At 72.1% G+C, this 26,168-nt stretch carries 21 protein-coding genes; 5 read left to right on the plus strand and 16 right to left on the minus strand.

What is annotated here, in order from left to right:
• Nucleotides 1–12: 12 nt before the first annotated feature.
• The 4 genes from ACZ7MY_RS15920 to ACZ7MY_RS15935 form a co-directional block, all read right to left on the minus strand.
• Nucleotides 13–1,635 (minus strand): acyl-CoA carboxylase subunit beta, encoded by a 1,623-nt coding sequence (locus tag ACZ7MY_RS15920; RefSeq protein WP_499602243.1) that lies wholly within the window; start codon nucleotides 1,633–1,635, stop codon nucleotides 13–15.
• Nucleotides 1,636–1,802: 167 nt separating this feature from the next.
• Nucleotides 1,803–2,675 carry an HpcH/HpaI aldolase/citrate lyase family protein gene (locus ACZ7MY_RS15925; protein WP_499602245.1) on the minus strand — a complete coding sequence of 291 codons (873 nt, stop codon included), beginning with the start codon at nucleotides 2,673–2,675 and terminating at the stop codon, nucleotides 1,803–1,805.
• Nucleotides 2,672–3,748 carry an HpcH/HpaI aldolase/citrate lyase family protein gene (locus ACZ7MY_RS15930; RefSeq protein ID WP_499602247.1) on the minus strand — a complete coding sequence of 359 codons (1,077 nt, stop codon included), beginning with the start codon at nucleotides 3,746–3,748 and terminating at the stop codon, nucleotides 2,672–2,674. Before ACZ7MY_RS15930 ends, ACZ7MY_RS15925 begins: the two co-directional genes overlap by 4 nt.
• Nucleotides 3,749–3,842: 94 nt before the next feature.
• Nucleotides 3,843–4,322 (minus strand): GNAT family N-acetyltransferase, encoded by a 480-nt coding sequence (locus tag ACZ7MY_RS15935; protein WP_499602248.1) that lies wholly within the window; start codon nucleotides 4,320–4,322, stop codon nucleotides 3,843–3,845.
• Between the two features lie 68 nt (nucleotides 4,323–4,390).
• Between ACZ7MY_RS15935 and ACZ7MY_RS15940 the strand changes: the two genes are divergently transcribed.
• The gene (locus tag ACZ7MY_RS15940; protein ID WP_499602250.1) at nucleotides 4,391–5,224 is read left to right on the plus strand and encodes an MOSC domain-containing protein; all 834 of its coding nucleotides are present in this window, start codon (nucleotides 4,391–4,393) and stop codon (nucleotides 5,222–5,224) included.
• Between the two features lie 195 nt (nucleotides 5,225–5,419).
• On the opposite strand, the gene ACZ7MY_RS15945 is transcribed toward ACZ7MY_RS15940, so the two are convergent.
• The 7 genes from ACZ7MY_RS15945 to ureA all read right to left on the minus strand — a co-directional run bounded on the left by ACZ7MY_RS15945 (nucleotide 5,420) and on the right by ureA (nucleotide 12,790).
• The gene (locus ACZ7MY_RS15945) at nucleotides 5,420–5,926 is read right to left on the minus strand and encodes a hypothetical protein (protein WP_499602251.1); all 507 of its coding nucleotides are present in this window, start codon (nucleotides 5,924–5,926) and stop codon (nucleotides 5,420–5,422) included.
• 131 nt (nucleotides 5,927–6,057) lie between these two features.
• Entirely contained in the window at nucleotides 6,058–6,348 is a 291-nt protein-coding gene (locus tag ACZ7MY_RS15950) for a hypothetical protein (RefSeq protein WP_499602253.1), read from the minus strand.
• A gap of 427 nt (nucleotides 6,349–6,775) precedes the next feature.
• Nucleotides 6,776–8,380 (minus strand): citramalate synthase, encoded by a 1,605-nt coding sequence (gene cimA / locus ACZ7MY_RS15955; RefSeq protein ID WP_499602254.1) that lies wholly within the window; start codon nucleotides 8,378–8,380, stop codon nucleotides 6,776–6,778.
• Between the two features lie 340 nt (nucleotides 8,381–8,720).
• The gene (locus ACZ7MY_RS15960; protein ID WP_499602256.1) at nucleotides 8,721–9,338 is read right to left on the minus strand and encodes a TetR/AcrR family transcriptional regulator; all 618 of its coding nucleotides are present in this window, start codon (nucleotides 9,336–9,338) and stop codon (nucleotides 8,721–8,723) included.
• Between the two features lie 25 nt (nucleotides 9,339–9,363).
• A complete protein-coding gene (locus ACZ7MY_RS15965; protein ID WP_499602258.1) occupies nucleotides 9,364–10,407 on the minus strand; it encodes an agmatine deiminase family protein in 1,044 nt (347 codons plus the stop codon).
• Nucleotides 10,408–10,421: 14 nt separating this feature from the next.
• Nucleotides 10,422–12,110 carry an urease subunit alpha gene (locus tag ACZ7MY_RS15970; protein ID WP_499602259.1) on the minus strand — a complete coding sequence of 563 codons (1,689 nt, stop codon included), beginning with the start codon at nucleotides 12,108–12,110 and terminating at the stop codon, nucleotides 10,422–10,424.
• Complete coding sequence (gene ureA / locus ACZ7MY_RS15975; protein ID WP_499602261.1) at nucleotides 12,107–12,790, minus strand: urease subunit gamma; 684 nt, start codon at nucleotides 12,788–12,790, stop codon at nucleotides 12,107–12,109. Before ureA ends, ACZ7MY_RS15970 begins: the two co-directional genes overlap by 4 nt.
• A 143-nt stretch (nucleotides 12,791–12,933) precedes the next feature.
• Between ureA and ACZ7MY_RS15980 the strand changes: the two genes are divergently transcribed.
• Entirely contained in the window at nucleotides 12,934–14,361 is a 1,428-nt protein-coding gene (locus ACZ7MY_RS15980) for a cytosine permease (protein ID WP_499602262.1), read from the plus strand.
• Between the two features lie 99 nt (nucleotides 14,362–14,460).
• Here the strand turns inward: ACZ7MY_RS15980 and ACZ7MY_RS15985 are convergent, their stop codons facing one another.
• Both ACZ7MY_RS15985 and ACZ7MY_RS15990 read right to left on the minus strand, forming a co-directional pair.
• Nucleotides 14,461–15,549 carry a branched-chain amino acid aminotransferase gene (locus tag ACZ7MY_RS15985; protein ID WP_499602264.1) on the minus strand — a complete coding sequence of 363 codons (1,089 nt, stop codon included), beginning with the start codon at nucleotides 15,547–15,549 and terminating at the stop codon, nucleotides 14,461–14,463.
• A gap of 208 nt (nucleotides 15,550–15,757) precedes the next feature.
• Nucleotides 15,758–16,795 (minus strand): 3-isopropylmalate dehydrogenase, encoded by a 1,038-nt coding sequence (locus tag ACZ7MY_RS15990; RefSeq protein WP_499602266.1) that lies wholly within the window; start codon nucleotides 16,793–16,795, stop codon nucleotides 15,758–15,760.
• A gap of 130 nt (nucleotides 16,796–16,925) precedes the next feature.
• On the opposite strand from ACZ7MY_RS15990, the gene ACZ7MY_RS15995 reads away from it, so the two are divergent.
• Nucleotides 16,926–18,533 (plus strand): purple acid phosphatase family protein, encoded by a 1,608-nt coding sequence (locus tag ACZ7MY_RS15995; RefSeq protein WP_499602268.1) that lies wholly within the window; start codon nucleotides 16,926–16,928, stop codon nucleotides 18,531–18,533.
• Nucleotides 18,534–18,953: 420 nt separating this feature from the next.
• Here ACZ7MY_RS15995 and pruA read toward each other — a convergent pair whose 3' ends face one another.
• A complete protein-coding gene (gene pruA, locus ACZ7MY_RS16000) occupies nucleotides 18,954–20,594 on the minus strand; it encodes an L-glutamate gamma-semialdehyde dehydrogenase (protein ID WP_499602270.1) in 1,641 nt (546 codons plus the stop codon).
• A gap of 37 nt (nucleotides 20,595–20,631) precedes the next feature.
• Nucleotides 20,632–21,561 (minus strand): proline dehydrogenase family protein, encoded by a 930-nt coding sequence (locus ACZ7MY_RS16005; RefSeq protein ID WP_499602271.1) that lies wholly within the window; start codon nucleotides 21,559–21,561, stop codon nucleotides 20,632–20,634.
• A 142-nt stretch (nucleotides 21,562–21,703) separates the two neighbouring features.
• On the opposite strand from ACZ7MY_RS16005, the gene ACZ7MY_RS16010 reads away from it, so the two are divergent.
• Together ACZ7MY_RS16010 and ACZ7MY_RS16015 are read left to right on the plus strand one after the other, a co-directional pair.
• Nucleotides 21,704–22,891: a PucR family transcriptional regulator gene (locus ACZ7MY_RS16010; protein WP_499602272.1), complete on the plus strand. Its 1,188-nt coding sequence runs from the start codon at nucleotides 21,704–21,706 to the stop codon at nucleotides 22,889–22,891.
• A gap of 175 nt (nucleotides 22,892–23,066) precedes the next feature.
• Nucleotides 23,067–24,374 carry a glycosyltransferase 87 family protein gene (locus tag ACZ7MY_RS16015; RefSeq protein ID WP_499602273.1) on the plus strand — a complete coding sequence of 436 codons (1,308 nt, stop codon included), beginning with the start codon at nucleotides 23,067–23,069 and terminating at the stop codon, nucleotides 24,372–24,374.
• On the opposite strand, the gene serA is transcribed toward ACZ7MY_RS16015, so the two are convergent.
• Nucleotides 24,358–25,947 (minus strand): phosphoglycerate dehydrogenase, encoded by a 1,590-nt coding sequence (gene serA, locus ACZ7MY_RS16020; protein WP_499602275.1) that lies wholly within the window; start codon nucleotides 25,945–25,947, stop codon nucleotides 24,358–24,360. The genes ACZ7MY_RS16015 and serA overlap by 17 nt on opposite strands.
• Nucleotides 25,948–26,168 lie beyond the last annotated feature (221 nt).

Below are 26,168 nucleotides of genomic sequence, written 5' to 3' on the forward strand. Positions count from 1 at the left end.
TCGTCTTCTCCCTTACTGGGGCGGGTTGCCGTGCTTGCGGGACGGCAGGTCGGCGTGCTTGGTGCGCAGCATCGCGAGCGAGCGGATGAGGACCTCGCGCGTCTCGGCCGGGTCGATCACGTCGTCCACCAGGCCGCGCTCGGCGGCGTAGTAGGGGTGCATCAGCTCGGACTTGTACTCCTTCACCATGCGGGCGCGCATGGCGTCGGGGTCGTCGGCCTCGGCGATCTGGCGGCGGAAGATCACGTTCGCGGCGCCCTCGGCGCCCATGACGGCGATCTCGTTGGTCGGCCAGGCGTAGGTCAGGTCGGCGCCGATCGACTGGCTGTCCATGACGATGTAGGCACCTCCGTACGCCTTGCGCAGGATCAGCGAGATCCGGGGCACGGTCGCGTTGCAGTACGCGTACAGCAGCTTGGCGCCGTGCCGGATGATCCCACCGTGCTCCTGGTCGACGCCGGGGAGGAAGCCGGGTACGTCCAGAAGGGTGAGGAGCGGGATGTTGAAGGCGTCGCACATCTGCACGAAGCGCGCGGCCTTCTCGCTGGCCTCGATGTCGAGGACGCCGGCGAGGGAGGCGGGCTGGTTGGCGATGATGCCGACGACCTGGCCGTCGAGGCGGGCCAGGGCCACGATGATGTTGGTCGCCCAGCGCTCGTGGATCTCCAGGTACTCGCCGTCGTCGACGAGCTCCTCGATGACCTGGTGCATGTCGTACGAGCGGTTGCCGTCGGCGGGGACGATGTCCAGCAGGACGTCGCCGCGCCGGTCGGCCGGGTCCGCCGCGGGGATCGACGGGGGGTTCTCGCGGTTGTTCTGCGGCAGCATCGACAGCAGGTAGCGGACCTCCTCGAGGCAGGTCTGCTCGTCGTCGTACGCGAAGTGCGAGACGCCGGAGACCTCCGAGTGGACGTCGGCGCCGCCGAGCCCGTTCTGGGAGATCTTCTCGCCGGTGACGGCCTGGACGACGTCCGGGCCGGTGATGAACATCTGGGACGTCTCGCGGACCATGAACACGAAGTCGGTCAGGGCCGGGGAGTACGCGGCGCCGCCGGCGCAGGGGCCGAGCATCACGGAGATCTGCGGGATCACACCGGAGGCGCGGGTGTTGCGCTGGAAGATGCCGCCGTAGCCGGCGAGCGCCGAGACGCCCTCCTGGATGCGGGCGCCGGCACCGTCGTTGAGCGAGACCAGCGGGGCGCCGGCCGAGATCGCCATGTCCATGATCTTGTGGATCTTGCTGGCGTGGGCCTCGCCCAGCGCGCCGCCGAAAATCCGGAAGTCATGGGCGTACACGAAGACGGTCCGCCCGTGGACGGTGCCCCAGCCGGTGATGACACCGTCGGTGTAGGGCTTCTTCGCCTCCAGGCCGAAGCCGCTGGCGCGGTGCCGGCGCAGCGGCTCGACCTCGTTGAAGGTGCCCTCGTCGAGCAGCAGCTCGATGCGCTCGCGCGCGGTCAGCTTGCCCTTGGCCTTCTGGGCCTGGGTGGCCTTCTCGCTGGGGCCGAGCCGGACCTGCTCGCGGATGGCGCGCAGTTCCGCGACGCGCCCGCGGGCGTCGTTCGCCGGCTGCGCGGCCTCTTCGGCCCCTCCGGCCTCGGCGGGCTGGGTCGGCACCTCGTCCAAAACGCTCATGCCATCGACCATACGAGCGGAGGGCCGCCGAAATCGGCGTCGACTTCGTACAGTGTCCGGACCCGCTTCATGGAGCATCTGGACAGAACCAACACAAGAAAGGCCCCGCACGGCACGTGCGGGACCTTTTCTTTGTAGCGGTCGTCCACCCGGACTCTACGGGAGCGCTACCTTCCGGATACCGCCTCGGCCAGGGCAAGGACACGCCGGGCGTCATCCACATGGAGGTTCTCGACCATCCGGCCGTCCACCGTGACGACCCCGCGGCCCTCGGCCACGGCCTCCTCGAAGGCCGCGATGACGCGCCGCGCCTTGTCGGCTTCCTCCTCCGAGGGGGCGAAGACCCTGTTGCAGATCCCCACCTGCCGGGGGTGGATGAGGGTCTTGCCGTCGAAGCCGCACTGCCGGCCCTGGACACACTCGGCCTCGAAGCCGGTCTCGTCCGTGACGTCGTTGTAGACACCGTCCAAAATCACCTTGCCTGCCTCGCGTGCACCCAGAAGGGCGAGGGAGAGCCCGGTGAGCAGCGGGGCGCGGCCCGGGACGTGCTCGGCGTGCAGCTCCTTGGCGAGGTCGTTGGTGCCCATGACCAGCACGCGCAGCCGCTCCGAGGCCGCCGCGACAGCCCGGGCGTCCAGCATCGCGCGCGGGGTCTCCACCATCGCCCAGATGGCGGTGCGGTCCGGGGCGCCGGCGGCCTCCAGGGCGCGCTCGACGGCGTGCACGGTCGCCGCCGAGTCGACCTTGGGGACGACCACGGCGTCCGGACCCGCCTCGGCGGCGGCCCGCAGGTCGTCCTCGTGCCAGGGGGTGCCCGGCGAGTTCACCCGGATGGTGACCTCCCGGTACCCGTACTCGCCCGAGGCGGCGGCCGCGGCGACCCGCTTGCGGGCGTCGGCCTTGGCGTCGGGCGCGACGGAGTCCTCCAGGTCGAGGATGAGCGCGTCGGTGGGGAGGGTCTTCGCCTTCTCCAGGGCGCGCTCGTTCGCACCGGGCATGTACAGGACGGAGCGGCGCGGCCGCAGGATCGCGTCGGTCATCGGTTCTGCTCCTGCTCCTTGTACGCGGACTCGTACGCCTCGGCCAGCTCCGGGTCGCGGGCGGCCAGCGCCTCCGCGAGCTCGACGACGACGTGGCACTGCTTGACCGTGGCGTCGTCCTGCATCTTGCCGTCGATCATCACCGCGCCGGTGCCGTCGCCCATGGCGTCGATGACCCGGCGCGCCCAGGCCACGTCCGCCGGCGCCGGGGAGAAGACCCGCTTGGCGATGTCGATCTGGACCGGGTGCAGGCTCCACGCGCCGACGCAGCCGAGCAGGAAGGCGTTGCGGAACTGGTCCTCGCAGGCGGTGGTGTCCTTGATGTCGCCGAAGGGGCCGTAGTAGGGCAGGATCCCGTGCGCGGCGCAGGCGTCGACCATCCGCGCGATCGTGTAGTGCCACAGGTCCTGCTGGAAGGTCAGCCGCGGCAGCTCCATGTCGGGGTCCTTGGGGTCCTCCCGCACGAGGTACCCGGGGTGTCCCCCGCCGACGCGGGTGGTCTTCATGCGGCGGCTCGCCGCCAGGTCGGCCGGGCCGAGGGAGATGCCCTGCATCCGGGGGCTGGCACCGGCGATCTCCTCGACGGCCGCCACGCCCGTCGCGGTCTCCAGGATCGCGTGGACGAGGATCGGCCGCTCGACGCCCGCCTTGGCCTCCAACTGGGCGAGCAGCCGGTCGACGTAGTGGATGTCCTCGGCGCCCTCGACCTTGGGCACCATCACGACGTCGAGCTTGTGGCCGATCTCGGCGACCAGGGTCAGCAGGTCGTCCAGCGCCCAGGGCGAGTCGAGGCTGTTGATCCGGGTCCACAGCTGGGTGTCGCCGAAGTCGTTGGCCTTGGCCGTGGCGACCAGCCCCGCACGGGCGGCCTCCTTGCGGTCGGCGGAGACGGCGTCCTCCAGGTTGCCCAGCAGGACGTCCACCTTGGGGGCGATGGAGGGGACCTTCGCCGCCATCTTCTCGTTGCTCGGATCGAAGAAGTGGATCATCCGCGACGGCCGGAACGGCACTTCCCGTACGGGGGCCGGGGCCCCCACGGCCAGCGGTCGGAAGAAGTCCTTCGCGGAACGCATGCGGTCTCCCGGGGTTCGAGGGTTGGGGAGCGTACGGCGCTCACCCTATGATCCGCGGGGTGCTCGCGTTACTGGTCGGTACGTGTGCCGTTGGTCACCGGTCCGCCACGGACGGCAGACGGTAGGTCAGGTCCGGCTCGCCCTCCTCGTTCGCGGTGCTCCCGCTGCCGGGGACGGCCCGGAAGCCGCGCCGTTCGTAGAACGCGCGGGCCGCGGTGTTGCGCCGGAAGACGTGCAACGACAGTGGGCCGTCCGGGTGGTGGCGCACGACCTCCTCCAGCAGCCGCGTCCCGATGCCGCGTCCGCGCGCGTCGGGCCGCAGGTAGAGGTGCTCCAGCCAGTCGCCGTCGAGCGCCGCGAAGCCGGCCGCGGCACCCGTGCCGGTCTCCTCCGCGAGCCACACCCGGCACTGCTCCAGCACCACGTTCGCGACCCACCACCGGGTCTCGGCGTCGGTGTGCAGCCGGGGCAGCCAGGGCATGGCGGCGGCCCGGGAGGCGAGGAAGACGGCGGTGATCGCGTCCGCGTCCGCGCCCCGCGCGCCCCTGATCCGTATCGCTGTGTCGTCGGTCACGCGATGAACCTACGCCGGGCCCGGGGGCGTGATCGAATGGGTTTACCCGCCCCGGAAGGACGAGCCCCATGACCTCAGCGACCGTGCACTCGCTGACCTGCTACCCCGTCAAGGGCTGCGCCGGCGTGCCGCTGGCGAACGCCTCCGTCACCGCGACCGGTCTGGTCCACGACCGTACGTTCATGGTGGTCGACGCGGCCGACGGGACCTTCCGCAGCCAGCGGACGCTGCCGCGGATGGCGGTGGTGCGCGCGGAGGTCGCCGACGACGGCAAGCACCTGGCGCTGTCGGCGCCCGGCGCCGGGGAGCTGGCGCTGGAGGTGGCGTACGAGGGGCCGCCGCGCGAGGTCGTCCTGTTCGGCCGGCCGCTGGGGCCGGCGGTGGACCAGGGCGAGGAGGCCGCGCGCTGGTTCTCCGAGGCGCTGGGCGCGCCCTCGCGCCTGGTGCGCGTGCGTCCGGGCTTCGACCGGGACGGCTGGGGCGAGCACCCGGGCAAGGTCAACTTCGCCGACGCCCACCCCCTCTCGGTGGCCTCGCTGGCCTCGCTCGACGACCTCAACCGGCGCATCACCGAACGCGGTGGCGCACCCGTGCCCGTGGACCGCTTCCGGCCCAACGTCGTGGTCGTCGGCTGGACCGAGCCCCACACCGAGGACCGGGTGCGGGTCATGGACGCCGGCACCGCCCGGCTCGGCTACTCCGTGCGCGCGATGCGCTGCTCCGTGCCGCTCGTCGACCAGGCGACCGGTCGTACGGCGGGCCCGGAGCCGGTGCGCACCCTGGCCGGCTACCGGCGCGAGCCGGAGTACGGCAACAAGGTGAGCTTCGCGATGAAGGCGGCGGTGCTCCGGCCGGGCACGATCGCGGTCGGCGACCCGGTGGAGGTCCTGGCCTGGGCGTGAGGCCCCTCCCGCACCGGCCGCGCACACCGCGCCGCGTGCCGTGGAAGTGGAACCGGCGCGAACGGCCGCCCGGCGTTGATGACTTCGGCGGGAACGCGGACCATCGCGGACCTCGTCGCCCGGCTGCGCGCCACGCAAGAGAGGACCGCCCGCGGCCCGGCCGGGACCGGGCCGCGGGCGGCTCACCGAACGGGCTCAGCAGCCGCCGCAGTTGTAGTAGAGGACGTCCCAGTGGTTGCCCTCGTCGGCGTAGACGTTGCCCGAGCCGGAGCGGTACTGGGGGGCGCCGTCACCGCGCAGGCCGATGTAGGTGAAGGCGCTGTGGATGTAGTTGGTGACGCAACTGTTCTTGCCGTAATCGAGCTTGTAGCCGTTCCAGTGCGAGTAGGTGCCGCTCGCGTGACCGGTCTCGGTGCCGCCGGTGATGTTCAGGGCGCATCCGGTGGCGTGCTTGAGGGTCACCGCACCCTGAGCGGTCGGCTGGTTGAGCTGGTCGAAGGACGTGCAGGTCGCGTTGTTGCGGTTGGAACAGCCGCCTGACGAGGACCAGGTGATCCCGGCGTTGCGGAACATCGTGGTGGCCTGGGCATGCGTCAGCTTCGTGACGGCGTAGGCGTCGTGGGACGCGGCGAGACCGACGCCGGGCGCGAACAGCACCCCGAGCGCGAGGACGAGCGCGCTCAGGACGGAGCGGAACTTCATGGGCGATTCCTCCTGCTGGGGGCCGTGCTTCCGGTGGGGCGGCGGTGCAGGTGGAGCAGGAGGAGTGTGCCCGGTGTTCTACGCGCGTATGCGCGGCAGTCGGGGCGCACGCACGCGGATCCCGCGGGGCGCTAGTGGGCGCACTTGGCGCTGTAGCCGACGTTGTAGCCGCTGGAGTAGCCCGACTTGTACTTCGAGTTCGTCGTCTCCGGGCTGTAGGAGTCGTAGTAGGAGCAGGACTTTCCGTCGAAGCGTCCGTCGAGGAGCCCGGCGTTGTAACCCTGCTGGTACTTAGGGTCGTCCTTGCTGGGAGCCTGCTGCGCGGACGCCGTCGCATGGTGCGCTGTGTCCGCGTGTGCCGTTGCCGGTACCGCCGACGAGAACGCCAGCGCCGCGGCCGCGACGAGGGGGCTTGCCAGCAATGCGATGCTTCGCTTGGCGCGCATGACTTTCTTCTTCCCTGGAATCTGGTACGCGCGGATGGTGCCTCAACCCGGCCGGGGCACATGGAGGACATGCGGCAGAGGGCCGGAGGGCGAAATCTGCAATGCAATGCGCGAGGCACCATGACAGCCGGGCGATTCCGACTGCGGACGCCATCTGACCTGCGGATCAAGTCATCCCATGTCGATGACGCCGACAATTCGACCGTAACGACACGGGAGCCGGGTGTCCACTCATGGACGGTGGCCCGGCGCGGACGGATCAATCGCGCGGAATTACTGGAGCGGGAATTCCGGTGCCCACGGCAATTATTCCGGTGCGGCAGCCGCGTCACGTGCCCGGACGCCCTTTCGGCGCGGCGGACGCGGGCGAATGCGCCGCGTCCGCCACTTCGGTCCGCGCCCTTCAGTCGTTCCGGAGCGGCTCCACGCCGGCGCGCAGCAGCCCGTACGCGTACGCGTCCTCCAGGGCCTGCCAGGAGGCGGCGATGACGTTCTCGCCGACGCCGACGGTGGACCACTCGCAGCTGCCGTCCGAGGTGGCGACCAGCACCCGCGTGATGGACTCCGTGCCGTGCTTGCCCTCCAGGATGCGGACCTTGTAGTCCACCAGCTCCAGCTTCGCCAGCTGCGGGTAGGTCCGCTCCAGTGCGACGCGCAGCGCGCGGTCGAGCGCGTTGACCGGGCCGTTGCCCTCGGCGGTGGCAACGATGCGCTGTCCGTCGGCCCATACCTTGACCGTCGCCTCGTTGGCGTGGGTGCCGTCGGGGCGGTCCTCGACGATGGCGCGCCAGGACTCGACCCGGAAGTAGTGCAGCGGCCGGCGCTCGACCTCCTCGCGCAGCAGGAGTTCGAAGGAGGCGTCGGCCGCCTCGTAGGTGTAGCCCGCGAGTTCGCGCTCCTTGACCCGCTCGACGACGCGGCCGATCAGCTCGCGGTCGTCGCCGAGGTCGATGCCGAGCTCCTTGCCCTTGAGCTCCACCGAGGCGCGGCCCGCCATGTCGGAGACCAGCATGCGCATGGTGTTGCCGACCAGTTCCGGGTCGATGTGCTGGTAGAGGTCGGGGTCGACCTTGATCGCCGAGGCGTGCAGGCCCGCCTTGTGGGCGAAGGCCGAGATTCCCACGTACGGCTGGTGGGTGGAGGGCGTGAGGTTGACGACCTCGGCGATGGCGTGCGAGATGCGGGTCATCTCGGCGAGGGAACCGGCGGGCAGCACCTTGCGGCCGTACTTGAGCTCCAGGGCCGCCACGACCGGGAAGAGGTTGGCGTTGCCGACCCGCTCGCCGTAGCCGTTGGCGGTGCACTGGACGTGGGTGGCCCCGGCGTCGACGGCGGCGAGGGTGTTGGCGACCGCGCAGCCGGTGTCGTCCTGGGCGTGGATCCCCAGGCGGGCGCCGGTGTCGGCGAGCACGGTGCGGACGACGGCGGTGATCTGTGCGGGCAGCATCCCGCCGTTGGTGTCGCAGAGGACCACGACGTCGGCGCCGGCCTCGTGGGCGGTGCGCACGACCTCCTTGGCGTACGCCGGGTTGGCCTTGTAGCCGTCGAAGAAGTGCTCGCAGTCGACGAAGACCCGGCGGCCCTGGGAACGCAGGTGGGAGACGGTGTCCCGGACCATCTCCAGGTTCTCCTCGAGCGTGGTGCGCAGGGCCAGCTCGACGTGCCGGTCGTGGGACTTGGCGACCAGGGTCACGACCGGGGCGCCCGACTCCAGCAGCGCCCTGACCTGGGGGTCCTCGGCGGCGCTGCCGCCGGCCCGGCGCGTGGCGCCGAAGGCCACCAGCTGGGCGTGCTGCAGGTCGAGCTCGTCGGCGGCGCGTGCGAAGAACTCGGTGTCGCGGGGGTTGGCGCCGGGCCAGCCGCCCTCGATGAAGCCCACCCCGAAGTCGTCCAGGTGCCGGGCGATCGTCAGCTTGTCGGCGACGGTGAGGTTGATGCCCTCGCGCTGCGCGCCGTCGCGCAGCGTGGTGTCGAAGACGTGGAAGCTGTCGTCCAGTACGGCCGTCATGGTTCGTTCCAACTCCTGTCGGGTGAGTGGTTCCGGAAGACCGGGCTCCACTTGCCCCCATCATCCCTCGCGCTGCGCCGCCCCCGGCGCGGGTGGGCCGGGAAACGAAAAAACCTCTCGCGGGTGCGAGAGGTCTGCGCGCGGGTCTGGGACACGGTGGTCGCTTCCGCGGTGGTCTGCGGTGGTGCGATCACTGAGGACCGGCGCGCCTGCTGCCGATAATCATGGCGAACGAGGGCACATCGGCAGTGTGCCACAGGACCCGCGGACGTGGGACACGGTCTCAGGATGCGGGCACCCGCTCGTCGGCGGGCGGAAGAGGGGGTGTCCCGGCCGTCCCTCAGCCCGCCGCGGGGGCCGGGGTGAGGGCGTCGTCCAGGAACTCCCGGACGTGCTCCAGGGCCTGCTCGCGGTCCATTCCCGGCAGCCCGATGACCAGGGGCACCCCGAAGCCGTCCAGCAGGGCGCGCAGCCGCACGGTGAAGCGCTCGGGGTCCAGCCGCCGGAAGTCGCCGCGCGAGATGCCCTCGGCGAGCAGGGCGACCAGGTCGCGGTGCCAGACCAGTTCGAGGTCGAGCTGGCGGCGCAGGACGTCCTCGGCGGCCGTCGTCCTGTTCCAGATCTCGGACCAGAGCGTCCAGCGCGGGTCCCGGCGCCCGTCGGGGAGGTAGAGGTCGATCACGGCGTCGAGCCGTTCCCGTGGGGCGCTGGGGCCGCCCAGCACCCGCCGGCGCTCGGCGGCGAGCTGCTCCTCGCTCCATTCGAGGGTCTGCAGCAGCAGCTCGTCCTTGCTGCCGAAGTAGTAGAGGATGTGGCCGCTGCTCATACCGACCTGCCGGCCGAGGCCCGCGATGGTCAGTTCGGCCAGACCGCGCTCGGCGATGGTCGCCATGGCGGCGGACATCACGTCCTCGCGGGGCTGTTTGAGCCGCCGCCGCGGGCGGGCGGGTCCGGTCACGGTTCCTCCGGGGGCGGTGGGACGGTCACACCTGGGGCTGCTGCTGGGTGATGCAATGAATACCACCACCGTGGGCGAAGATCGTACGAGCGTCCACCAGTACGACCTCCCGGTCCGGGAAGAGCCGCTCGAAGACCGCCCTGTTGACCTCGTCCGCCGGGTCGTCGAAGGCGCAGAGGATCACGGCGCCGTTGCAGAGGTAGTGGTTGACGTACGAGTAGTCGACGAGTTCGCCGTCCACCTCGCGGACCTGGGGCGCGGGCAGCTCCACGACCTCCAGCGACCGGCCCCGGGCGTCGGTGGCGGCCCGCAGCAGGGACGCGACCTCCCGGGAGACGGCGTGGTCGGGGTGGGCCGGGTCCTGCTGGCTGTGGACGACGACCACACCGGGACGCGCGAAGGCCGCCACGATGTCGACGTGGCCGCGGGTGCCGAAGCGGCCGTAGTCGGCGGTGAGGCCGCGGGGCAGCCAGATCGCCTTGCGGGTGCCGAGGAAGGCGTGGACCTCGGCCTCCGCCCGCTCCCTCGTCCAGCCCGGGTTGCGGCCCGGATCGAGCTGCACGGTCTCGGTGAGCAGCACGGTGCCCTCGCCGTCGACGTGGAGGCCCCCGCCCTCGTTGACGAAGGACGTGGCGTAGCGGGCGGCGCCGGCCTGCCCGGCGACGAAGGCGCCGATCTCGGCGTCGTGCCCCCAGGCCGCCCACTCCTGGGCGCCCCAGCCGTTGAACGTCCAGTCGGCGGCGGCGAGGCGTCCGCCGCCGGTCAGGAAGGTGGGGCCCATGTCGCGCATCCAAGCGTCGTCCAGCGGCGCCTCGGTGACCGTGACGTCCGCGCCGCCGGCGCCGAGCAGCTCCCTGGCGGCCGCCGCGTCCTCGGGACGGGCGACGACGGTCACCGGCTCGAAGCGGGCGACCGTCCGGGCCACCGCGGCCCAGGCGGCGCGGGACTCGGCGAGGTCGTCCGCGCCGTCGAAGGTGACGCTGGGCGACGGCCACGCCATCCAGGTGCGGGTGTGCGGGGCCCACTCGGGCGGCATCGTGTAGCCGTCGGCGGCGGGGGTGGTGGGCATGGTGCCGGTCCTTGTCACAAGAAGTAGAGACGGCTGAGCGACACCCGCTCCGCGGGCTCGGAGCGCAGCGGGTCGCCGTCGAGGGTCACCAGGCCCGTGGCGTCCTTCACGTCGACCTGCCCGGTGCGGGAGTTGAGGACGAGGTCGGCCGGGCCGATGCCGCGGGTGCCGCGCACGGCGACGCGCCGGCGCCGGGTGGGCATCCGGTCGTGCTCCAGTTCCATGGCGGGGCGGGCCACGAACGCCACGGACAGCTCCGCCGCCGTGGCGCCGTGGGCCCCGAACAGCGGTCCGAGGACGAGGGGTTCGCAGGTGTCGGTGGCCGCGTTGGGATCGCCGGTGACCCCGTAGGCGGGGAAGCCGGACTTGAGCACCATCTGCGGCTTGGCGCCGAAGTACTGCGGCCGCCACAGCACGATGTCGGCGAGCTTGCCGACCTCGATCGAGCCGATCTCGTGGGCGAGGCCGTGGGCGATGGCCGGGTTGATGGTGAGCTTGGCGACGTAGCGCAGCACCCGGGCGTTGTCGTCGTCCGGGCCGTCCCCCTCCAGGGGGCCGCGCTCGGCCTTCATCTTCCCCGCCATGGCGAAGGTGCGGCGCACGGTCTCGCCGGCGCGGCCCATGCCCTGGGCGTCGGAGGAGGTGATGCCGATCGCGCCGAGGTCGTGCAGCACGTCCTCGGCGCCCATCGTGCCGGCGCGGATGCGGTCGCGGGCCATGGCGGCGTCGCCCGGCAGGTCCGGCTTCAGGTCGTGGACGGAGACGATCATCCCGTAGTGCTCGCCGACCGCGTCCCGGCCGAAGGGCAGGGTGGGGTTGGTCGAGGAGCCGATGACGTTGGGGACGCCCGCCATCTTCAGGACGTTGGGGACGTGCCCGCCGCCGCAGCCCTCGATGTGGAAGGCGTGGATCGTCCGGCCCTCCAGCACCCGCAGGGTGTCCTCCACCGACAGGCACTCGTTCAGGCCGTCGCTGTGCAGCGCGACCTGGACGTCGTACTCCTCGGCGACCCGCAGCGCGGTGTCCAGGGCCCGGGTGTGGGCGCCCATGTCCTCGTGGACCTTGAAGCCGCAGGCCCCTCCCTCGGCGAGCGCCTCGACCAGTGGCGCCGGGTCGGAGGAGGAACCGCGGCCGAGGAAGCCGATGTTGACGGGCCAGGCGTCGAAGGAGTTGAACACGTGCCGCAGCGCCCAGGGCGAGTTGACGCCGACGCCCCAGACGGGCCCGAACTCCTGGCCGATGATCGTGGTGACACCGGAGGCGAGCGAGGCCTCCATGATCCGCGGTGAGAGCAGGTGGACGTGGGTGTCCACGGCCCCGGCGGTGGCGATCAGGCCCTCGCCGGAGACGATGGAGGTGCCCGTGCCGACCACGACGTCCACCCCGTCGAGGGTGTCCGGGTTGCCGGCCCTGCCGATGGCGTGGATGCGGCCCTCGCGGATGCCGACGGACACCTTGCGGATGCCGACGGCGGCGTCGATGACCAGGACGTTGCTGATCACCACGTCGCAGGTCTCGCGTACGGCGGCGGCCTTGAGGGCCAGCCCGTCGCGGGCGGTCTTGCCGAAGCCGGCGAGGAACTCGTCCCCGGGCCGCTGGGAGTCCGACTCGACGCGGACCACCAGGCCCGAGTCGCCCAGCCGGACCCGGTCCCCGGCGCGCGGTCCGTGGACGGCGGCGTACTCGTACGGGTCGATGGTCATCGCCGCGCCCCCAGGTATCCGCAGGCGGCGGCCCGCCGCAGGGCCTCCGTCTTCGCGCCGGGCGCGTCGAGCGGACCGTCGACGAGCCCGGCGAAGCCGATCACGACGCGGTCCCCGCCGATCGGGACGAGCTCGACCGCCCGCTCCTCCCCCGGCCCGAAGCGGACGGAGGAGCCGGCCAGGACGTTCAGCCGCATGCCGTACGCCGCCGAACGGTCGAAGTCCAGCCGGGGGTTGGCCTCGAAGAAGTGGAAGTGCGAGGTCACGCTGACCGGCACCGAGGCGGTGTTGCGCACGGCCACCACCACGTCCGGGGACCGCTGGGGCAGGGCCGGGCCGGGCAGCACGGCGCCGGGCGCCTCCGCCCCCAGCGAGCCCCCGCCGATCGGGTCCGGGACCACGGCCAGCCGCGAGCCGTCGTCGAAGACGGCCTCCACGTGGACCTCGGTGACGACGTCCGCCACGCCGGGCAGCACGTCCTCGGGGCCGAGCACGGCACGGCCGGCCTCGACGGCCTCCGCGAGGCGCGCGCCGTCCCGCGCGGCCTCGCAGACCGCGTCGGCGATCAACGCGGTGGCCTCGGGCACGTTGAGCCGGAGCCCGCGGGCCCGGCGGGCCCGGGCCAGCTCGGCGGCGCCGAACAGCAGCAGCCGGTCGCGCTCGGTCGGGGTGAGCCTCACGCCTCCGCACCTCCCACATCGATCACATGTTAGAGCACCACTCTAAACCTCGCAGTCACCCGTGGGAAGTATTGACCGGGAGCCGACGATCGGAGGAGATTGAGTGACGTTCTAACTATCCGGGCACGGCAAGGGAGCCAGCCATGCAGATCGAACGACGCGGAGTGGACACGGTCCCCGAGGAGGAACGGACGAGTCGTCCGCGCGATCTGGTCAGCATCCTGCTGGGCTCCAACCTCGCGCTGGGCGTGATCGTCTTCGGCTGGCTCCCGGTCTCCTTCGGTCTCGGCTGGTGGGCCTCCTTCACGTCCCTGCTCGTGGGCACCGTGGTCGGCACGGTGCTCGTCGCGCCGCTGGCACTGGTCTCGCTGCGCACCGCCACCAACCTGTCCACCAGCAGCGGGGCCCACTTCGGCGTGCGCGGCAGACTGCTCGGCTCGGTCATCGGGCTGTTGCTGTCGCTGGGCTATACCGCGCTGACCCTGTGGGTCGGCGGCGACGCCGTCGTCGGCTGCCTCCACCGGATCGCCGGGCTCCCGGCCGGCGGCTGGAGCTACGCGGTCGTCTACGCGCTGCTCGCGGCCTGCACCGCCACGTCCGCGGTCTTCGGCTACCGCATGCTGCTGCGGCTCAGCCGCGCCCTGTCCATAGGGCTGACGGTGCTGCTGCTCGTCGGGGTCCTCGCGTACGCGGGGGACTTCACCACGGCCGCGCCCGCCGGCACGGGGTACCTGCTCGGTGGCTTCTGGCCGACCTGGCTGCTCGCCACGGTCTCGGCGGGCCTGAGCGGACCGATCGCGTTCATCACGCTGCTGGGCGACTACACCCGCTACATATCGCCGCGCCGGTTCTCCCAGCCGCGGGTCTTCCGGGCCACCTGCGCCGGGCTCGTCGCGGGACTGCTGGTGCCCCAGCTCTTCGGCACCTTCACCGCGCTCGCGGTCGGGGCCGGTGAGGACTACGCGGGGCCCCTGGTCGCGGCGGCCCCCGCCTGGTACCTGGGGCTGCTCCTGGTCAACGCCTCGGCGGGATCGGTGGGCAACGCGGGGCTGATGCTCTACAGCATGGGCCTCGACCTGGACGCGATCCTGCCGCGGGCGACGCGCGCGCAGGCCACCTACGTGGTCGCCGCGGTCTCCACCCTGCTGGTCTACGTCGGGCACTTCGCCTGGGCCGCACAGGACGCGATGACCTCGTTCGTCCTGCTGCTCACCGCGGTGGGCACCCCGTGGGCGGTCATCACCCTGATCGGGTTCGCCCGCTGCCGGGGGCGCTACGACGCCGACGCCCTCCAGGTCTACAACCGGCGCAGCCGCGGCGGTCTGTACTGGTACCGCGGCGGCTGGAACGTGCGGGCAGCGGTCGCGTGGGCGGCGGGGTCCGGCATCGGGCTGCTGGCCGTGGACACCCCGGCCTACAGCGGGCCCCTGCTCCCCGCGACCGGCGGCATCGACCTCAGCTTCCTGGTGTCGGGAGCCGTCACGGCCGCCGTGTACCTCGTGCTCCACGCGGGCCGCCCGCACCCCGTGCCGCCGACGCGGGTCCCGGAGCGGGTGGCGGTCACCGTGTGAGGGCGGCCGCTCCCCCGCCCGGCGCCGGCCCCGCGGAGACGTCGGCGCGGCGCCGCACGGGCCCTGCCCCGTGCGGCGCCGCGCGGACACGGCGGAGGGTCAGCTGCCCAGGGGGTGCATCCAGCCGTGAGTGTCGGGGGACTGGCCGGTCTGGATGTCGAGCAGCGCCTTGCGCAGCTTCATGGTGACCTCGCCGGGCCGGCCGTCGCCGACGGTCCAGTCCGCGCGGGTGGACTTCACGGAACCGACCGGCGTGATGACCGCCGCGGTGCCGCAGGCGAAGACCTCGGTCAGCGATCCGTCCGCGTTGCCGTTCTTCCAGTCGTCCACGGAGATGCGGCCCTCGCTGACCTCGTAGCCGAGGTCAGCGGCGATGCGAAGCAACGAGGCCCGGGTGATGCCGGGGAGGAGGGAGCCGGTGAGTTCGGGGGTGACGATCGTGTTCCCGTACACGAAGTACAGGTTCATGCCGCCCATCTCCTCGATCCAGCGGCGCTCCATCGCGTCGAGCCACACGACCTGGTCGCAGCCGTGCTGGATGGCCTGGGCCTGCGCGACCAGGGACGCGGCGTAGTTGCCGCCCGCCTTCGCGGCGCCGGTGCCACCGGGCGCGGCACGCACGTACTCCTCGGAGAGCCAGACGGAGACGGGCTTGACGCCACCGGGGAAGTAGGCGCCGGCCGGGGAGGCGATGACCATGAACAGGTACTCGTTGGCCGGCTTGACGCCGAGGCCGACCTCGGTGGCGAACATGAACGGACGCAGGTAGAGGGACTGCTCGCCCTGGCTGGGAACCCACGCCTCGTCCTGGGTGACGAGCGCGTCGACCGCGGCGATGAAGGTCTCGACGGGCAGCTCGGGCATGGCCAGACGGCGGGCGGAGGCCTGGAAGCGCTCGGCGTTGGCCTCGGGACGGAAGGTGGCGACCGACCCGTCGGGCTGGCGGTAGGCCTTGAGGCCCTCGAAGATCGTCTGCGCGTAGTGCAGCGTCATGTTCGCGGGGTCGATGGACAGCGGCGCGTACGGGACGAGCTCGGCGTCGTGCCAGCCGCGGCCCTCGGTCCACCGGATCGTCACCATGTGGTCGGTGAAGTGGCGGCCGAACCCGGGGCTGGCGAGGATCGCCTCCCGCTGCGCGTCGGGCAGCGGGCGCGAGGAGGGCTTGAGCTCGATCGTGGGCGTCGTCATGTGTGGTGTCCTTCGCGTCAGGGTCAGGGCGGACCGCACCCGCCGTCCCCAGCTGCCAGGACGTCCGAGTTTCCCCTCGCACAGCGGCCCCACCGCTGATTATCGCAGCGGCGGGGCCGAGGACATACATGCGCGGCCCGAGAGGTCGAGGGCAGTCGTGGAACGGTCGCTGACCGGCCGGGCCGACTGGCGGAGGCTTACCCGGCGGTCAGCCGGCTACTCGCGCGGCGAGCGCGTCACCGATCACGGCGGTGCTGCGCGTCCCGGAGCGCTCGGCGAGGTCCGCGGCGACGGCGGCCTCGATCCGCTCGGCCTCGGCGGTGTAGCCGAGGTGCCGCAGCAGCATGCCGACCGAGAGCACGGTGGCCGTCGGGTCGGCCTTGCCCTGGCCCGCGATGTCCGGCGCGGAGCCGTGCACCGGCTCGAACATCGACGGGAACTCGCCGCCGGGGTTGATGTTGCCGCTGGCGGCGAGGCCGATGCCACCGGTCACGGCGGCGGCCAGGTCGGTGAGGATGTCACCGAAGAGGTTGTCGGTGACGATCACGTCGAACCGTTCGGGCTGGGTGACGAAGAAGATCGTCGCCGCGTCCACGTGCAGGTAGTCGGTGGTGACCTCGGGGTACTCCTCGCCGACCTTGTCGAAGATGTTCTTCCACAGGTGGCCGGCGTGCACGAGGACGTTGTTCTTGTGGACCAGCGTCAGCTTCCTGCGGGGGCGCGCCTGGGCGCGGGCGTAGGCGTCGCGCACCACGCGCTCGATGCCGAACGCCGTGTTGAGGCTGACCTCGGTGGCCACCTCCTGCGGCGTACCGGTGCGCAGGGAACCGCCGTTGCCGACGTACGGGCCCTCGGTGCCCTCGCGGACCACCACGAAGTCGATGTCCGGCTCGCCGGCCAGCGGGCCCTTCACCCCGGGGAAGAGCCGGGAGGGCCGCAGGTTGACGTGGTGGTCGAAGGCGAAGCGGAGCTTCAGCAGCAGCCCCCGCTCCAGGACGCCGGAGGGAACCGACGGGTCGCCCACCGCGCCCAGCAGGATCGCGTCGTGCGCCTTGAGCTGCTCCAGCTCCGCGTCCGGCAGGGTCTCGCCGGTCTCGTGCCAGCGCTTGGCGCCGAGGCTGTACTCCTTGGTCTCCAGCTTCACGTCCTGCGGAAGGACGGCGGACAGGACCTTCAGGCCCTCGGCCACCACCTCCTGGCCGATTCCGTCACCGGGGATCACTGCGAGACTGATGCTGCGAGACATGGCGAGAACCCTACTCCCCCGTCCATGGAATGACATGTGATGTCCGCATGGCGGACGCGCCGCATACCCGCCAGGCGCTGTTCACCCGTCTGACCGTGCTGAGTCGGCGGCGGATGGGAATTCCCTGTCCATGGACACTCCACGGATGGGCATCGACGAGCACCTCGCCGGCCGTCTGAGCATGGCGGAGCAGCACGCCTGGCTCCGGGAGCGGCACTCCCGCAGACGGGTGGTCCGGGGCGGCGTCGCGGCCGCCGGGATCGTCGCCGGGGCCGGTGTCCTGGGCGCGTCCGCCCACCCCGGCGGGGAGGCCTCCGCGCCGGTGCGCTTCCCGCAGGTGCTCGCCCCGCCGGCCGCCGCCCGCGTGGACGGCGCGCTGGTGGCCCCGTTCGGCCGGCACCTGGCCTTCGGCGGCGACCCCGGTACCCAGATGCGCATCTCCTGGCAGGTGCCGCTGCCGGTCCGGGGGCCGTTCGTACGGGTGGGCCTGCGGCCCTGGGAGCTCGGGCAGCGGATCGAGGCCGAGGAGCGGCCGCTGCACACGGCCGCGCTCGGCAAGGACCTGCCCCCGGTCGAGCAGTACTACCTGCACGCGGCGCTCGACGGGCTGCAACCGGGCACCACGTACTACTACGGCGTGGGGCACCGGGGCTTCGACCCCGCCACGGCGTCCGCCTACGCCACGATCGGCTCCTTCACCACCGCCCCGGACCCCGCACAGCGCCGGCCGTTCGTGTTCACGGCCTTCGGCGACCAGGGCGTCAGTTACCACGCGCTGGCCAACGACAGCCTGATCCTGGCCCGGAACCCCGCATTCCATCTCCACGCGGGCGACATCTGCTACGCCGACGACTCGGGCCACGGCAAGGCGGACGACACCTACGACGCACGGGTGTGGGACCAGTTCCTCGCCCAGACCGAAAGCGTCGCCTCCCGCGTCCCGTGGATGGTCGCGCTCGGCAACCACGACATGGAGGCCTGGTACTCCCCCAACGGCTACGGCGGCCAGGAGGCCCGCTGGACCCTGCCGGGCAACGGCCCCGACCCCGCGCGGATCCCCGGCGCCTACTCGTTCACGTACGGCAACGTGGCCGTCGTGGCGCTGGACGCCAACGACGTGTCGTACGAGATCCCGGCCAACCACGGGATCAGCGGTGGCCGTCAGACCGCCTGGCTGGACCGGCGGCTGGGCGAGCTGCGGGCGCGGCGCGGGGTCGACTTCGTGGTCGTCTTCTTCCACCACTGCGCCTACTCGACCACCAGCGCGCACGCCTCCGAGGGCGGGGTGCGCGAGGCCTGGGTGCCGCTCTTCGAGAAGCACCGGGTCGACCTGGTGGTGAACGGGCACAACCACGTCTACGAGCGCACCGACGCGGTGCGCCGCGACGCGGTGGGCAGGGCCGTCCCCGTCGGGGCGACCACGTACCCCGAGCGGGACGGCATCGTCTACGTCACGGCGGGCGGCGCGGGGAAGAGCCTGTACGCCTTCCCCGTCCCGGACAGTCACGAAGGGCAGGTCAAGGACCTGGACAGCGTGGACACCTACCGCTGGGTGAAGGGTGCCCACAAGGCCGTGGAGACGGTGGAGTGGTCACGCGTCCGCTACACGGGCCACTCGTTCCTGGCCGTGGAGTCGCAGCCGGCACCGCCCGGCAGGACGGCGCGGCTGCTCGTCTCGGCACTGGCCGAGAACGGCGGACGGATCGATCACTTCACCATCGCGCGCACGGCCAGGTAGGCCAGGCGCCGCAGGCGGCTGATCCGGCGGGGAACGATCAGGCCGCTCATCGCGGCTCGTGACCCGTCGAGCCGCCGTTGTCACGACGGTCCAGGGCGCGCTGGAGGGCTTCGGCGGCGTTCTTGCGGGCGGTCTCGTCCATGGTGAACAGCTCCCGGAGAAGAAGAGGAGGGTTGTGTCGCCATAGAACGGGGCGGGGAGCGGCGCTGCGGGGGGTGACCCCGCGAAGGTGCGCGGCTGACGTCCGCCGGTCGCTGGTGGAGCGAGACGTTCGGCTCCTACAAAGCTAGGACAGCTCCGCCGATCTGTCTCCACAATTACTCGGACTTCCTACTATCTGAGACGGCGAAGGCCCGGCACCCCACGGAATCGGGGGTACCGGGCCCTGCCCCTTGCGGGCTCGTCCGGGTGACGCGAAGGTCAGCCCATGTGCGGGTAGCGGTAGTCGGTCGGGGGCACCAGGGCCTCCTTGATCGACCGGGTCGACGTCCAGCGCATGAGGTTCTGCGCGGCGCCCGCCTTGTCGTTGGTGCCGGAGGCGCGGCCGCCGCCGAACGGCTGCTGGCCGACCACGGCGCCGGTGGACTTGTCGTTGATGTAGAAGTTGCCCGCGGCGAAGCGCAGCCGCTCCATGACGTGGGCGACGGCGGCACGGTCACGGGCGACGACCGAGCCGGTCAGCGCGTACGCGGCGACCGATTCCATCTGGGTGAGCATCGCCTCGAAGGCGTCCTCGTCGGCGTCGTCGTAGACGTGGACGCCGAGGACCGGGCCGAAGTACTCCTCGCGGAAGATCTCGTTCTCCGGGTCGGAGGAGACCAGCACGGTCGGCCGGACGAAGTAGCCGACGCTGTCGTCGTAGGTACCGCCGGCGACGACCTCGACGGTCGGGTCGGACTTGGCGCGGTCGATGGCGGCCTTGTTCTTGGCGAAGGCGCGCTCGTCGATCACGGCGCCGATGAAGTTCGACAGGTCGGTGACGTCACCCATGGTCAGGCCGTCGACCTCCGCCGCGAACTCCTCCTTGAAGCCGTTCTTCCACAGGGAGCGCGGGATGTAGGCGCGGGAGGTGGCGGAGCACTTCTGGCCCTGGTACTCGAAGGAGCCTCGGGTCAGCGCGGTCTTCAGCACCGCCGGGTCGGCCGAGGGGTGGGCGACGACGAAGTCCTTGCCGCCGGTCTCGCCGACGATCCGCGGGTAGGAGCGGTACTTGTCGATGTTGTTGCCGACGGTCCGCCACAGGTGCTGGAAGGTCCGGGTGGAGCCGGTGAAGTGGATGCCGGCCAGGTCCGGGTGCTCCAGGGCGACCTCGGAAACCGCGATGCCGTCGCCGGTGACCAGGTTGATGACGCCCTTGGGCAGCCCGGCCTCCTCCAGCAGCTCCATCAGCAGAACGGCGGCGTGCGTCTGGGTCGGGGACGGCTTCCACACCACGACGTTGCCCATGAGGGCCGGGGCGGTCGGCAGGTTGCCGGCGATCGCGGTGAAGTTGAAGGGCGTGATCGCGTAGACGAAGCCCTCGAGCGGGCGGTGGTCCAGGCGGTTCCAGACGCCCGGGGAGTTGGCGATCGGCTGCTCGGCCAGGATCTGGCGGGCGAAGTGCACGTTGAAGCGCCAGAAGTCGACCAGCTCGCAGGGGCTGTCGATCTCCGCCTGCTGCGCGGTCTTGGACTGGCCGAGCATCGTCGAGGCCGCGATGGTCTCGCGCCAGGGGCCGGCCAACAGGTCGGCCGCGCGCAGGATGATGGCGGCGCGGTCGTCGAAGGACATGGCCCGCCAGGCCGGGGCGGCGGCCAGCGCGGCGTCGATCGCGTCGCGGGCGTCGTCCTGGGTGGCGTTGGCATAGGTGCCGAGGCGGGCGCCGTGGTTGTGCGGCTGCACGACGTCGAAGCGCTCGCCGCCGCCCATCCGCCGCACGCCGCCGATGGTCATCGGCAGCTCGACCGGGTTCCCGGCCAGCTCCTTCAGCTTCGCCTCCAGCCGGGCCCGCTCCGGGCTCCCCGGGGCGTAGGAGTGCACCGGCTCGTTCACCGGGGCGGGGACCTGGGTCACAGCGTCCATGGAAGACATCTCCTTGTGTCCTTGAGGGGTCGTGGGCTCAGCGGGTGGGGAGGAAGGACCGCAGGAAGAAGGCCAGGTTCGCCGGCCGCTCCGCGAGACGGCGCATGAAGTACCCGTACCAGTCTGCGCCGTACGGGACGTAGATGCGCATGCGCTCGCCCTCGTCGGCCAGCCGCCGCTGCTCGGCGGTGCGGATGCCGTAGAGCATCTGGAACTCGTACGAGCCCTGCTTGCGGCCGTGGCGGTGGGCGAGGTCCTGGGCGATGGAGATCAGCCGCGGGTCGTGGGAGCCGATCATCGGGTAGCCCTCGCCCGCCATCAGGATCTTCAGGCAGCGCACGTAGGCGCGGTCGACCTCGGCCTTGTCCTGGTGGGCGACCGTGGCGGGCTCCTTGTAGGCGCCCTTGACCAGGCGCACGCGGGAGCCGGCGACGGCCAGGGCGCGGGCGTCCTCCTCGGTGCGGAAGAGGTACGACTGCAGGACGGCGCCGGTGCCGGGGTGGCGCAGCCGCAGGTCGGCGAGGATCGCGAGGGTGGAGTCGACCGTGGTGTGGTCCTCCATGTCGAGCGTGACGGTGGTGCCGATCTCGCTCGCCAGGTCGGCGACGGGGCGGACGTTCTCCAGCGCGATGTCGTGGCCGCCGGCCGGCAGGGCCTGCCCGAACGCCGACAGCTTGACGGAGACCTCGGCGCGGGTGCCCAGTCCCTCGGCCTGGAGGGCCTCCAGCAGCCGCAGGTAGGCGTCGCGGGTGGCGAGCGCGGTCGCCTTGTCCGTGACGTCCTCACCCAGGTGGTCGAGCGTGACCTCCAGGCCGGAGGTGGTCAGCGACCGCACGGTGTCCATGGCGGGCACCAGTTCGTCACCCGCGATGAAGCGGTTCACCACGGGACGGGTGATCGGCGCGCCCGCGACGACGCGGCGCATACGGTCGCTGCGCGAGGCGGCGAGCAGCACGGGACCCAGCACGGTCTCCTCCTGGATGAAGGGCTGCCCAGGGGGAAGGCAGCGTCGCCGTGAAATCTAGGATTCACCTACCCCGCCCGCCATCGACAGCTGTCACGCATCCGATCGGCATCCCTCATACAGATGTATGAGGGAGAATGGCGGCGTGCGCGGTGACTACCAGGAGCTGGTCGACGAGGTCTCGGCGCTGCTCGGCGCCCCCGCGACCCTGGAGGACCGCGACTTCCGGCTGATCGCCTTCGGCGCGCACGACAGCGACGACGACGGCGCCATGGACCCGGTGCGCACCCGGTCGATCCTCACCCGCCGTTCCACCGCCGAGGTCCGCTCCTGGTTCGAGCGGTTCGGCATCGCCCGCGCCACGGCCCCGGTCCGCATCCCGGCCGCCCCCGACGCCGGGGTCTTCCGGCCCCGGCTGTGCCTGCCCGTGCGGCACGGCGGCGTCGTCCACGGTTACGTCTGGCTGCTGGACACCAGCGGGCACACCGGTGCCCAGCTGGCCGCCGCCATGGCGGTCGCGGCCCGGATCGGCGCGCTGCTGGCCGCCGAGTCCCGTGCGGGCGCGGACGCCGGCCGGGCGCTGGGCGACCTCCTCGGCTCGTCCCCCGGGCCCGGCCGCACGGCCGCCCGCGAGGCGCTGCGCGCCGCGCTCGGCCCGGACGCCGACGAGGCCCACGCGGTGGTGTGCGTCCTGCCCTGGCCGGGCGGCGAGGACGGCGAGGCCCCGGGACCGCGCGGCGTGCCGGGCGCCGCCGCGCTGTGCGTGGTGCCGCCCCAGGAGAGCACGGTCGACAAGCACCGGGAGCCCCCGGTCGCGGCGCTCGCCGCGCTGGTCAGGCTGCGCTCGGCGACGATGCCGGGGCCCGCGCTCACCGCCGCCGCACGGCTGATGGAGGACAACGGCAAGGCGGCGGAGTCGGACGCCAGGGCCGGGATCAGCACCCCGCGCCATGGACTGGCCGAACTGCCCGAGGCATGGCACGAGGCCGTCTCCGCGGCCCGCGCCGCCCGCGCCCAGCCGAGGCTCGGGCGCACCGCGGAGTGGGACGCCATCGGCCCCTACCGGATGCTGGCCGCGCTGCCCGCCGGGGCGGTGGACCCCTCGGTGCGTCCGCTCCTCGACCCCTCGCACGCCGACCTCGCACGTACCGCCGAGGTGTACCTCGACCGTGCGGGGCAGGCCGGGCGCGCCGCCGCGGAGCTCCGGATACACCGGCAGACGCTCTACTACCGGCTGTCCCGCGTCGAGCGGCTGACCGGCCTCGACCTGGACGACGGGGAGGACCGGCTGCTGCTCCACATAGCCCTCAAGACGGCCGGGCTCGGGGGCTGAAGCGACTGTTGCCGACCCGAGGGGGCACAAGTAACGTGGCGCGCGGCCCGGCGCCGCGGGGCGGGCGGGCTTCGGCAGCAAGGCCCAGGGGGGCTTGATCAGTACGCGTGGGACGCGGCCGGACCGCGCGTCCGGCGCGGACACCGCGGATGGCGAACAAGGGGATCGGGAGCCGGTGACTCATTCCACGGAGGCCCACGGACGCGAACGCCCGGCGCTGTGGAGGACACCGCCTGCCGTCCCCGGCAGACCGCGCGCCGACCGCAGGCTCCTCCTCGCCGGGCTGCTGCTGGTCGTGTCGCTGGCCGCCTTCACCGCGCTGTGCCTGTCGATGGCCGTGCCCATGGCCGACATGCAGGTCTACCGGGCCGAGGGCGCCGCCGTCGTGAACGGCACCGACCTGTACGGCTTCACCGTCACCGAGTGGAAGCTCCCGGCGACCTACCCGCCCTTCGCCGCGATGCTGTTCGTGCCGACGACGTGGCTGCCCGTGGCGCTGCTGAAGCCGGTCTTCATGGGCGGGAACCTGCTGCTGCTCGGGCTCCTCGCACACCTTTCCTGCCGGGCGACGGGCTGGCCCCGCGCCCGCGGCTCGCGGTGGGTCGTGGTGCTGCTGGCCATGGCCCTCGGGCTGTGGCTGGAGCCCGTCTTCCAGACGATGCTCTACGGCCAGATCAACCTGCTGCTCACGGTGCTCGTGCTGTGGGACCTGAGCCGGCCGGACGGCGCACGCGGCAAGGGCATCGCCATCGGCGTGGCGGCGGGCATCAAGCTCACCCCCGCGATCTTCGCCGTCTACCTGCTGCTGACCGGTCGCCGCAAGGAGGCCGCGGTCGCCGCCGCGAGCTTCGCCGGCACCGCACTGCTCGGTGCGCTCGCGCTGCCCGGCGCGACGGTCGACTACTGGACCCGCTGCCTCTTCGACACCAGCCGCATCGGCAAGGTCTGGATCGTCGACAACCAGTCGCTGCAGGGCCTCGTCGCCCGGGTGCTGCACACCGAGCACCCCGGCGCCGTGTGGGCGGCCGCCGCGCTGCTCGTGGCCTGCGCGGGGCTCGCGGTCTCGGTGCGGATGGGCCGGCTGGGCCGGGAGGCCTGGGGCGTGGTGTGCTGCGCGGTGACGGCGCTGCTCATCACACCGATCAGCTGGTCGCACCACTGGGTGTGGTGCGTGCCGATGCTGATCCTCCTCGCCGCCGAGGCGCCGCGCTGGGCGCTGCGGGTGGCCGCGGTGGTCTTCCTGGCCCGCACCCTGTGGATCGTGCCGAAGGCCGGTGACCTCGATCTGCACCTGGCGTGGTGGCTGCAGCCCCTCGCCTCCCCGTACCCCGTGCTGGGTCTGGTCTTCCTGGCCGCGGTGGCGCTCCGCTTCCGGCCCGGCTCCCCCGCGACGGCGGCGCAGACGGCGAAGGGGCGGCCGGCCCGGATCGCCCGGGTCGGCCGCCCCCAGCGGAGCGAACCGGCCGTCAGTCCTCGAGATTGACCGCGCGGGCCGAGGACGCGCCGATCTCCTCGGCGATCTCGGCCAGCACCGGCGCCGGGATGGCGGTGTCGACGGTCAGCGCGACCAGCGCCTCGCCGCCCGCCTGGTCACGGGCGACCTGCATCCCCGCGATGTTGACGCCGGCCTCGCCCAGGATGCGGCCGATGGTGCCGACGACACCGGGGCGGTCGGTGTAGCGCAGGAAGCCCATGTGGTCGGCGAAGACCAGGTCCACGTCGTCGTCGCCCACGGCGACGATCTTCTGGATGTGCTTGGGGCCCGCCAGCGTGCCGGAGACGGACACCTCGGTGCCGTCCGAGAGGGTGCCCCGCACGGTGACCAGGTTGCGGTGGTCGGGCGACTCGCTGCTCGTGGTGAGGCGGACCTCGACGCCGCGCTCCTGCGCGAAGAGCGGGGCGTTGACGTAGCTGACGGTCTCGTCGACGACGTCCTCGAAGACGCCCTTGAGGGCGGAGAGTTCCAGCACCTTCACGTCGTGCTGGGTGATCTCGCCGCGCACCTCGACGTCGAGGCGGACCGCGACCTCGCCCGCGAGGGCGGTGAAGATCCGGCCGAGCTTCTCGGCGAGCGGCAGGCCCGGGCGGACGTCCTCGGCGATGACCCCGCCCTGGACGTTGACCGCGTCCGGCACCAGCTCACCGGCGAGCGCGAGGCGCACCGAGCGGGCGACCGCGATGCCGGCCTTCTCCTGTGCCTCGTCGGTGGAGGCGCCCAGGTGCGGGGTGGCCACGACGTTGTCGAACTGGAAGAGCGGCGAGTCCGTGCACGGCTCCTTGGCGTACACGTCCAGGCCGGCGCCGCCCACCCGGCCCTCCTTCAGCGCGGCGAACAGCGCCTCCTCGTCCACGATCCCGCCGCGGGCGGCGTTGACGATGCGGACGTGCGGCTTGACCTTGCGCAGCGCCTCGTCCCCGATGAGCCCGACCGTCTCGGGGGTCTTGGGGAGGTGCACCGTGATGAAGTCGGAGACCTGCAGCAGCTCGTCGAGGCTGAGGATCTTCACACCCATCTGGGCGGCGCGCGCGGGCTGGATGTAGGGGTCGTACGCGACGATCTTCATCCCGAAGGCCGACATGCGCTGGGCCACAAGGGCGCCGATGCGGCCGAGTCCGACCACGCCGAGGGTCTTCTCGGCGAGCTCCACACCGGTGTACTTGTTGCGCTTCCACTCGCCCTGCTTCAGCGCCGCGTTCGCCGGGGCGATGTTGCGGGCGACGGAGATCAGCAGACCGCACGCGAGCTCGGCGGCGGTGACGATGTTGGAGGTCGGGGCGTTGACGACCATCACGCCGGCCTTGGTGGCGGCGGAGACGTCCACGTTGTCGAGTCCGACGCCCGCACGGGCGACGACCTTTAGCTTCGAGGCGGCGGCGATCGCCTCGGCGTCCACCTTCGTGGCGCTGCGGATCAGGATGGCGTCGGCGTCGGTGATCGCGCTCAGCAGCTCGGCCCGGTCGGCGCCGTTGCAGTGCCGGATCTCGAAGTCCGGTCCGAGGGCGTCGACGGTGGCGGGCGACAGCTCTTCAGCGATGAGTACGACGGGGTTGCTCACGTGAGTCCTCACTAGTCCCAGGTCAACGGCCGCGTCCCGACGGCCGAAGGCGGTGGAGGGGAATGGCATGCCGCGTGGAAGACGCACGACGCTGTGAGCCTGACGCGCTTGTTCATGGAGTCTATCGGCGGCGGGCCCGGCATCCTGCGCCAACGTGGAAGGATCACCCGCACGAGGGTGTACGGGGTGGCCAAAGCGGCAGGTCCCGGGGGCGCGGCGCC

The sequence above is a fragment of the Streptomyces sp. NPDC111520 genome (assembly GCF_055635295.1).

Bases quoted from the DNA above. Each gene is read 5' to 3' on its own strand.
- pruA (WP_499602270.1), bottom strand. From the start codon at position 20,594: ATGGACGCTGTGACCCAGGTCCCCGCCCCGGTGAACGAGCCGGTGCAC.
- ACZ7MY_RS15925 (WP_499602245.1), bottom strand. From the start codon at position 2,675: ATGACCGACGCGATCCTGCGGCCGCGCCGCTCCGTCCTGTACATGCCC.
- ACZ7MY_RS15995 (WP_499602268.1), top strand. From the start codon at position 16,926: ATGGACACTCCACGGATGGGCATCGACGAGCACCTCGCCGGCCGTCTG.
- ACZ7MY_RS15990 (WP_499602266.1), bottom strand. From the start codon at position 16,795: ATGTCTCGCAGCATCAGTCTCGCAGTGATCCCCGGTGACGGAATCGGC.
- ACZ7MY_RS15940 (WP_499602250.1), top strand. From the start codon at position 4,391: ATGACCTCAGCGACCGTGCACTCGCTGACCTGCTACCCCGTCAAGGGC.
- ACZ7MY_RS15930 (WP_499602247.1), bottom strand. From the start codon at position 3,748: ATGCGTTCCGCGAAGGACTTCTTCCGACCGCTGGCCGTGGGGGCCCCG.
- ACZ7MY_RS15985 (WP_499602264.1), bottom strand. From the start codon at position 15,549: ATGACGACGCCCACGATCGAGCTCAAGCCCTCCTCGCGCCCGCTGCCC.
- ACZ7MY_RS15945 (WP_499602251.1), bottom strand. From the start codon at position 5,926: ATGAAGTTCCGCTCCGTCCTGAGCGCGCTCGTCCTCGCGCTCGGGGTG.
- ACZ7MY_RS15920 (WP_499602243.1), bottom strand. From the start codon at position 1,635: ATGAGCGTTTTGGACGAGGTGCCGACCCAGCCCGCCGAGGCCGGAGGG.
- ACZ7MY_RS15980 (WP_499602262.1), top strand. From the start codon at position 12,934: ATGCAGATCGAACGACGCGGAGTGGACACGGTCCCCGAGGAGGAACGG.
- cimA (WP_499602254.1), bottom strand. From the start codon at position 8,380: ATGACGGCCGTACTGGACGACAGCTTCCACGTCTTCGACACCACGCTG.
- ACZ7MY_RS15970 (WP_499602259.1), bottom strand. From the start codon at position 12,110: ATGACCATCGACCCGTACGAGTACGCCGCCGTCCACGGACCGCGCGCC.
- ACZ7MY_RS15965 (WP_499602258.1), bottom strand. From the start codon at position 10,407: ATGCCCACCACCCCCGCCGCCGACGGCTACACGATGCCGCCCGAGTGG.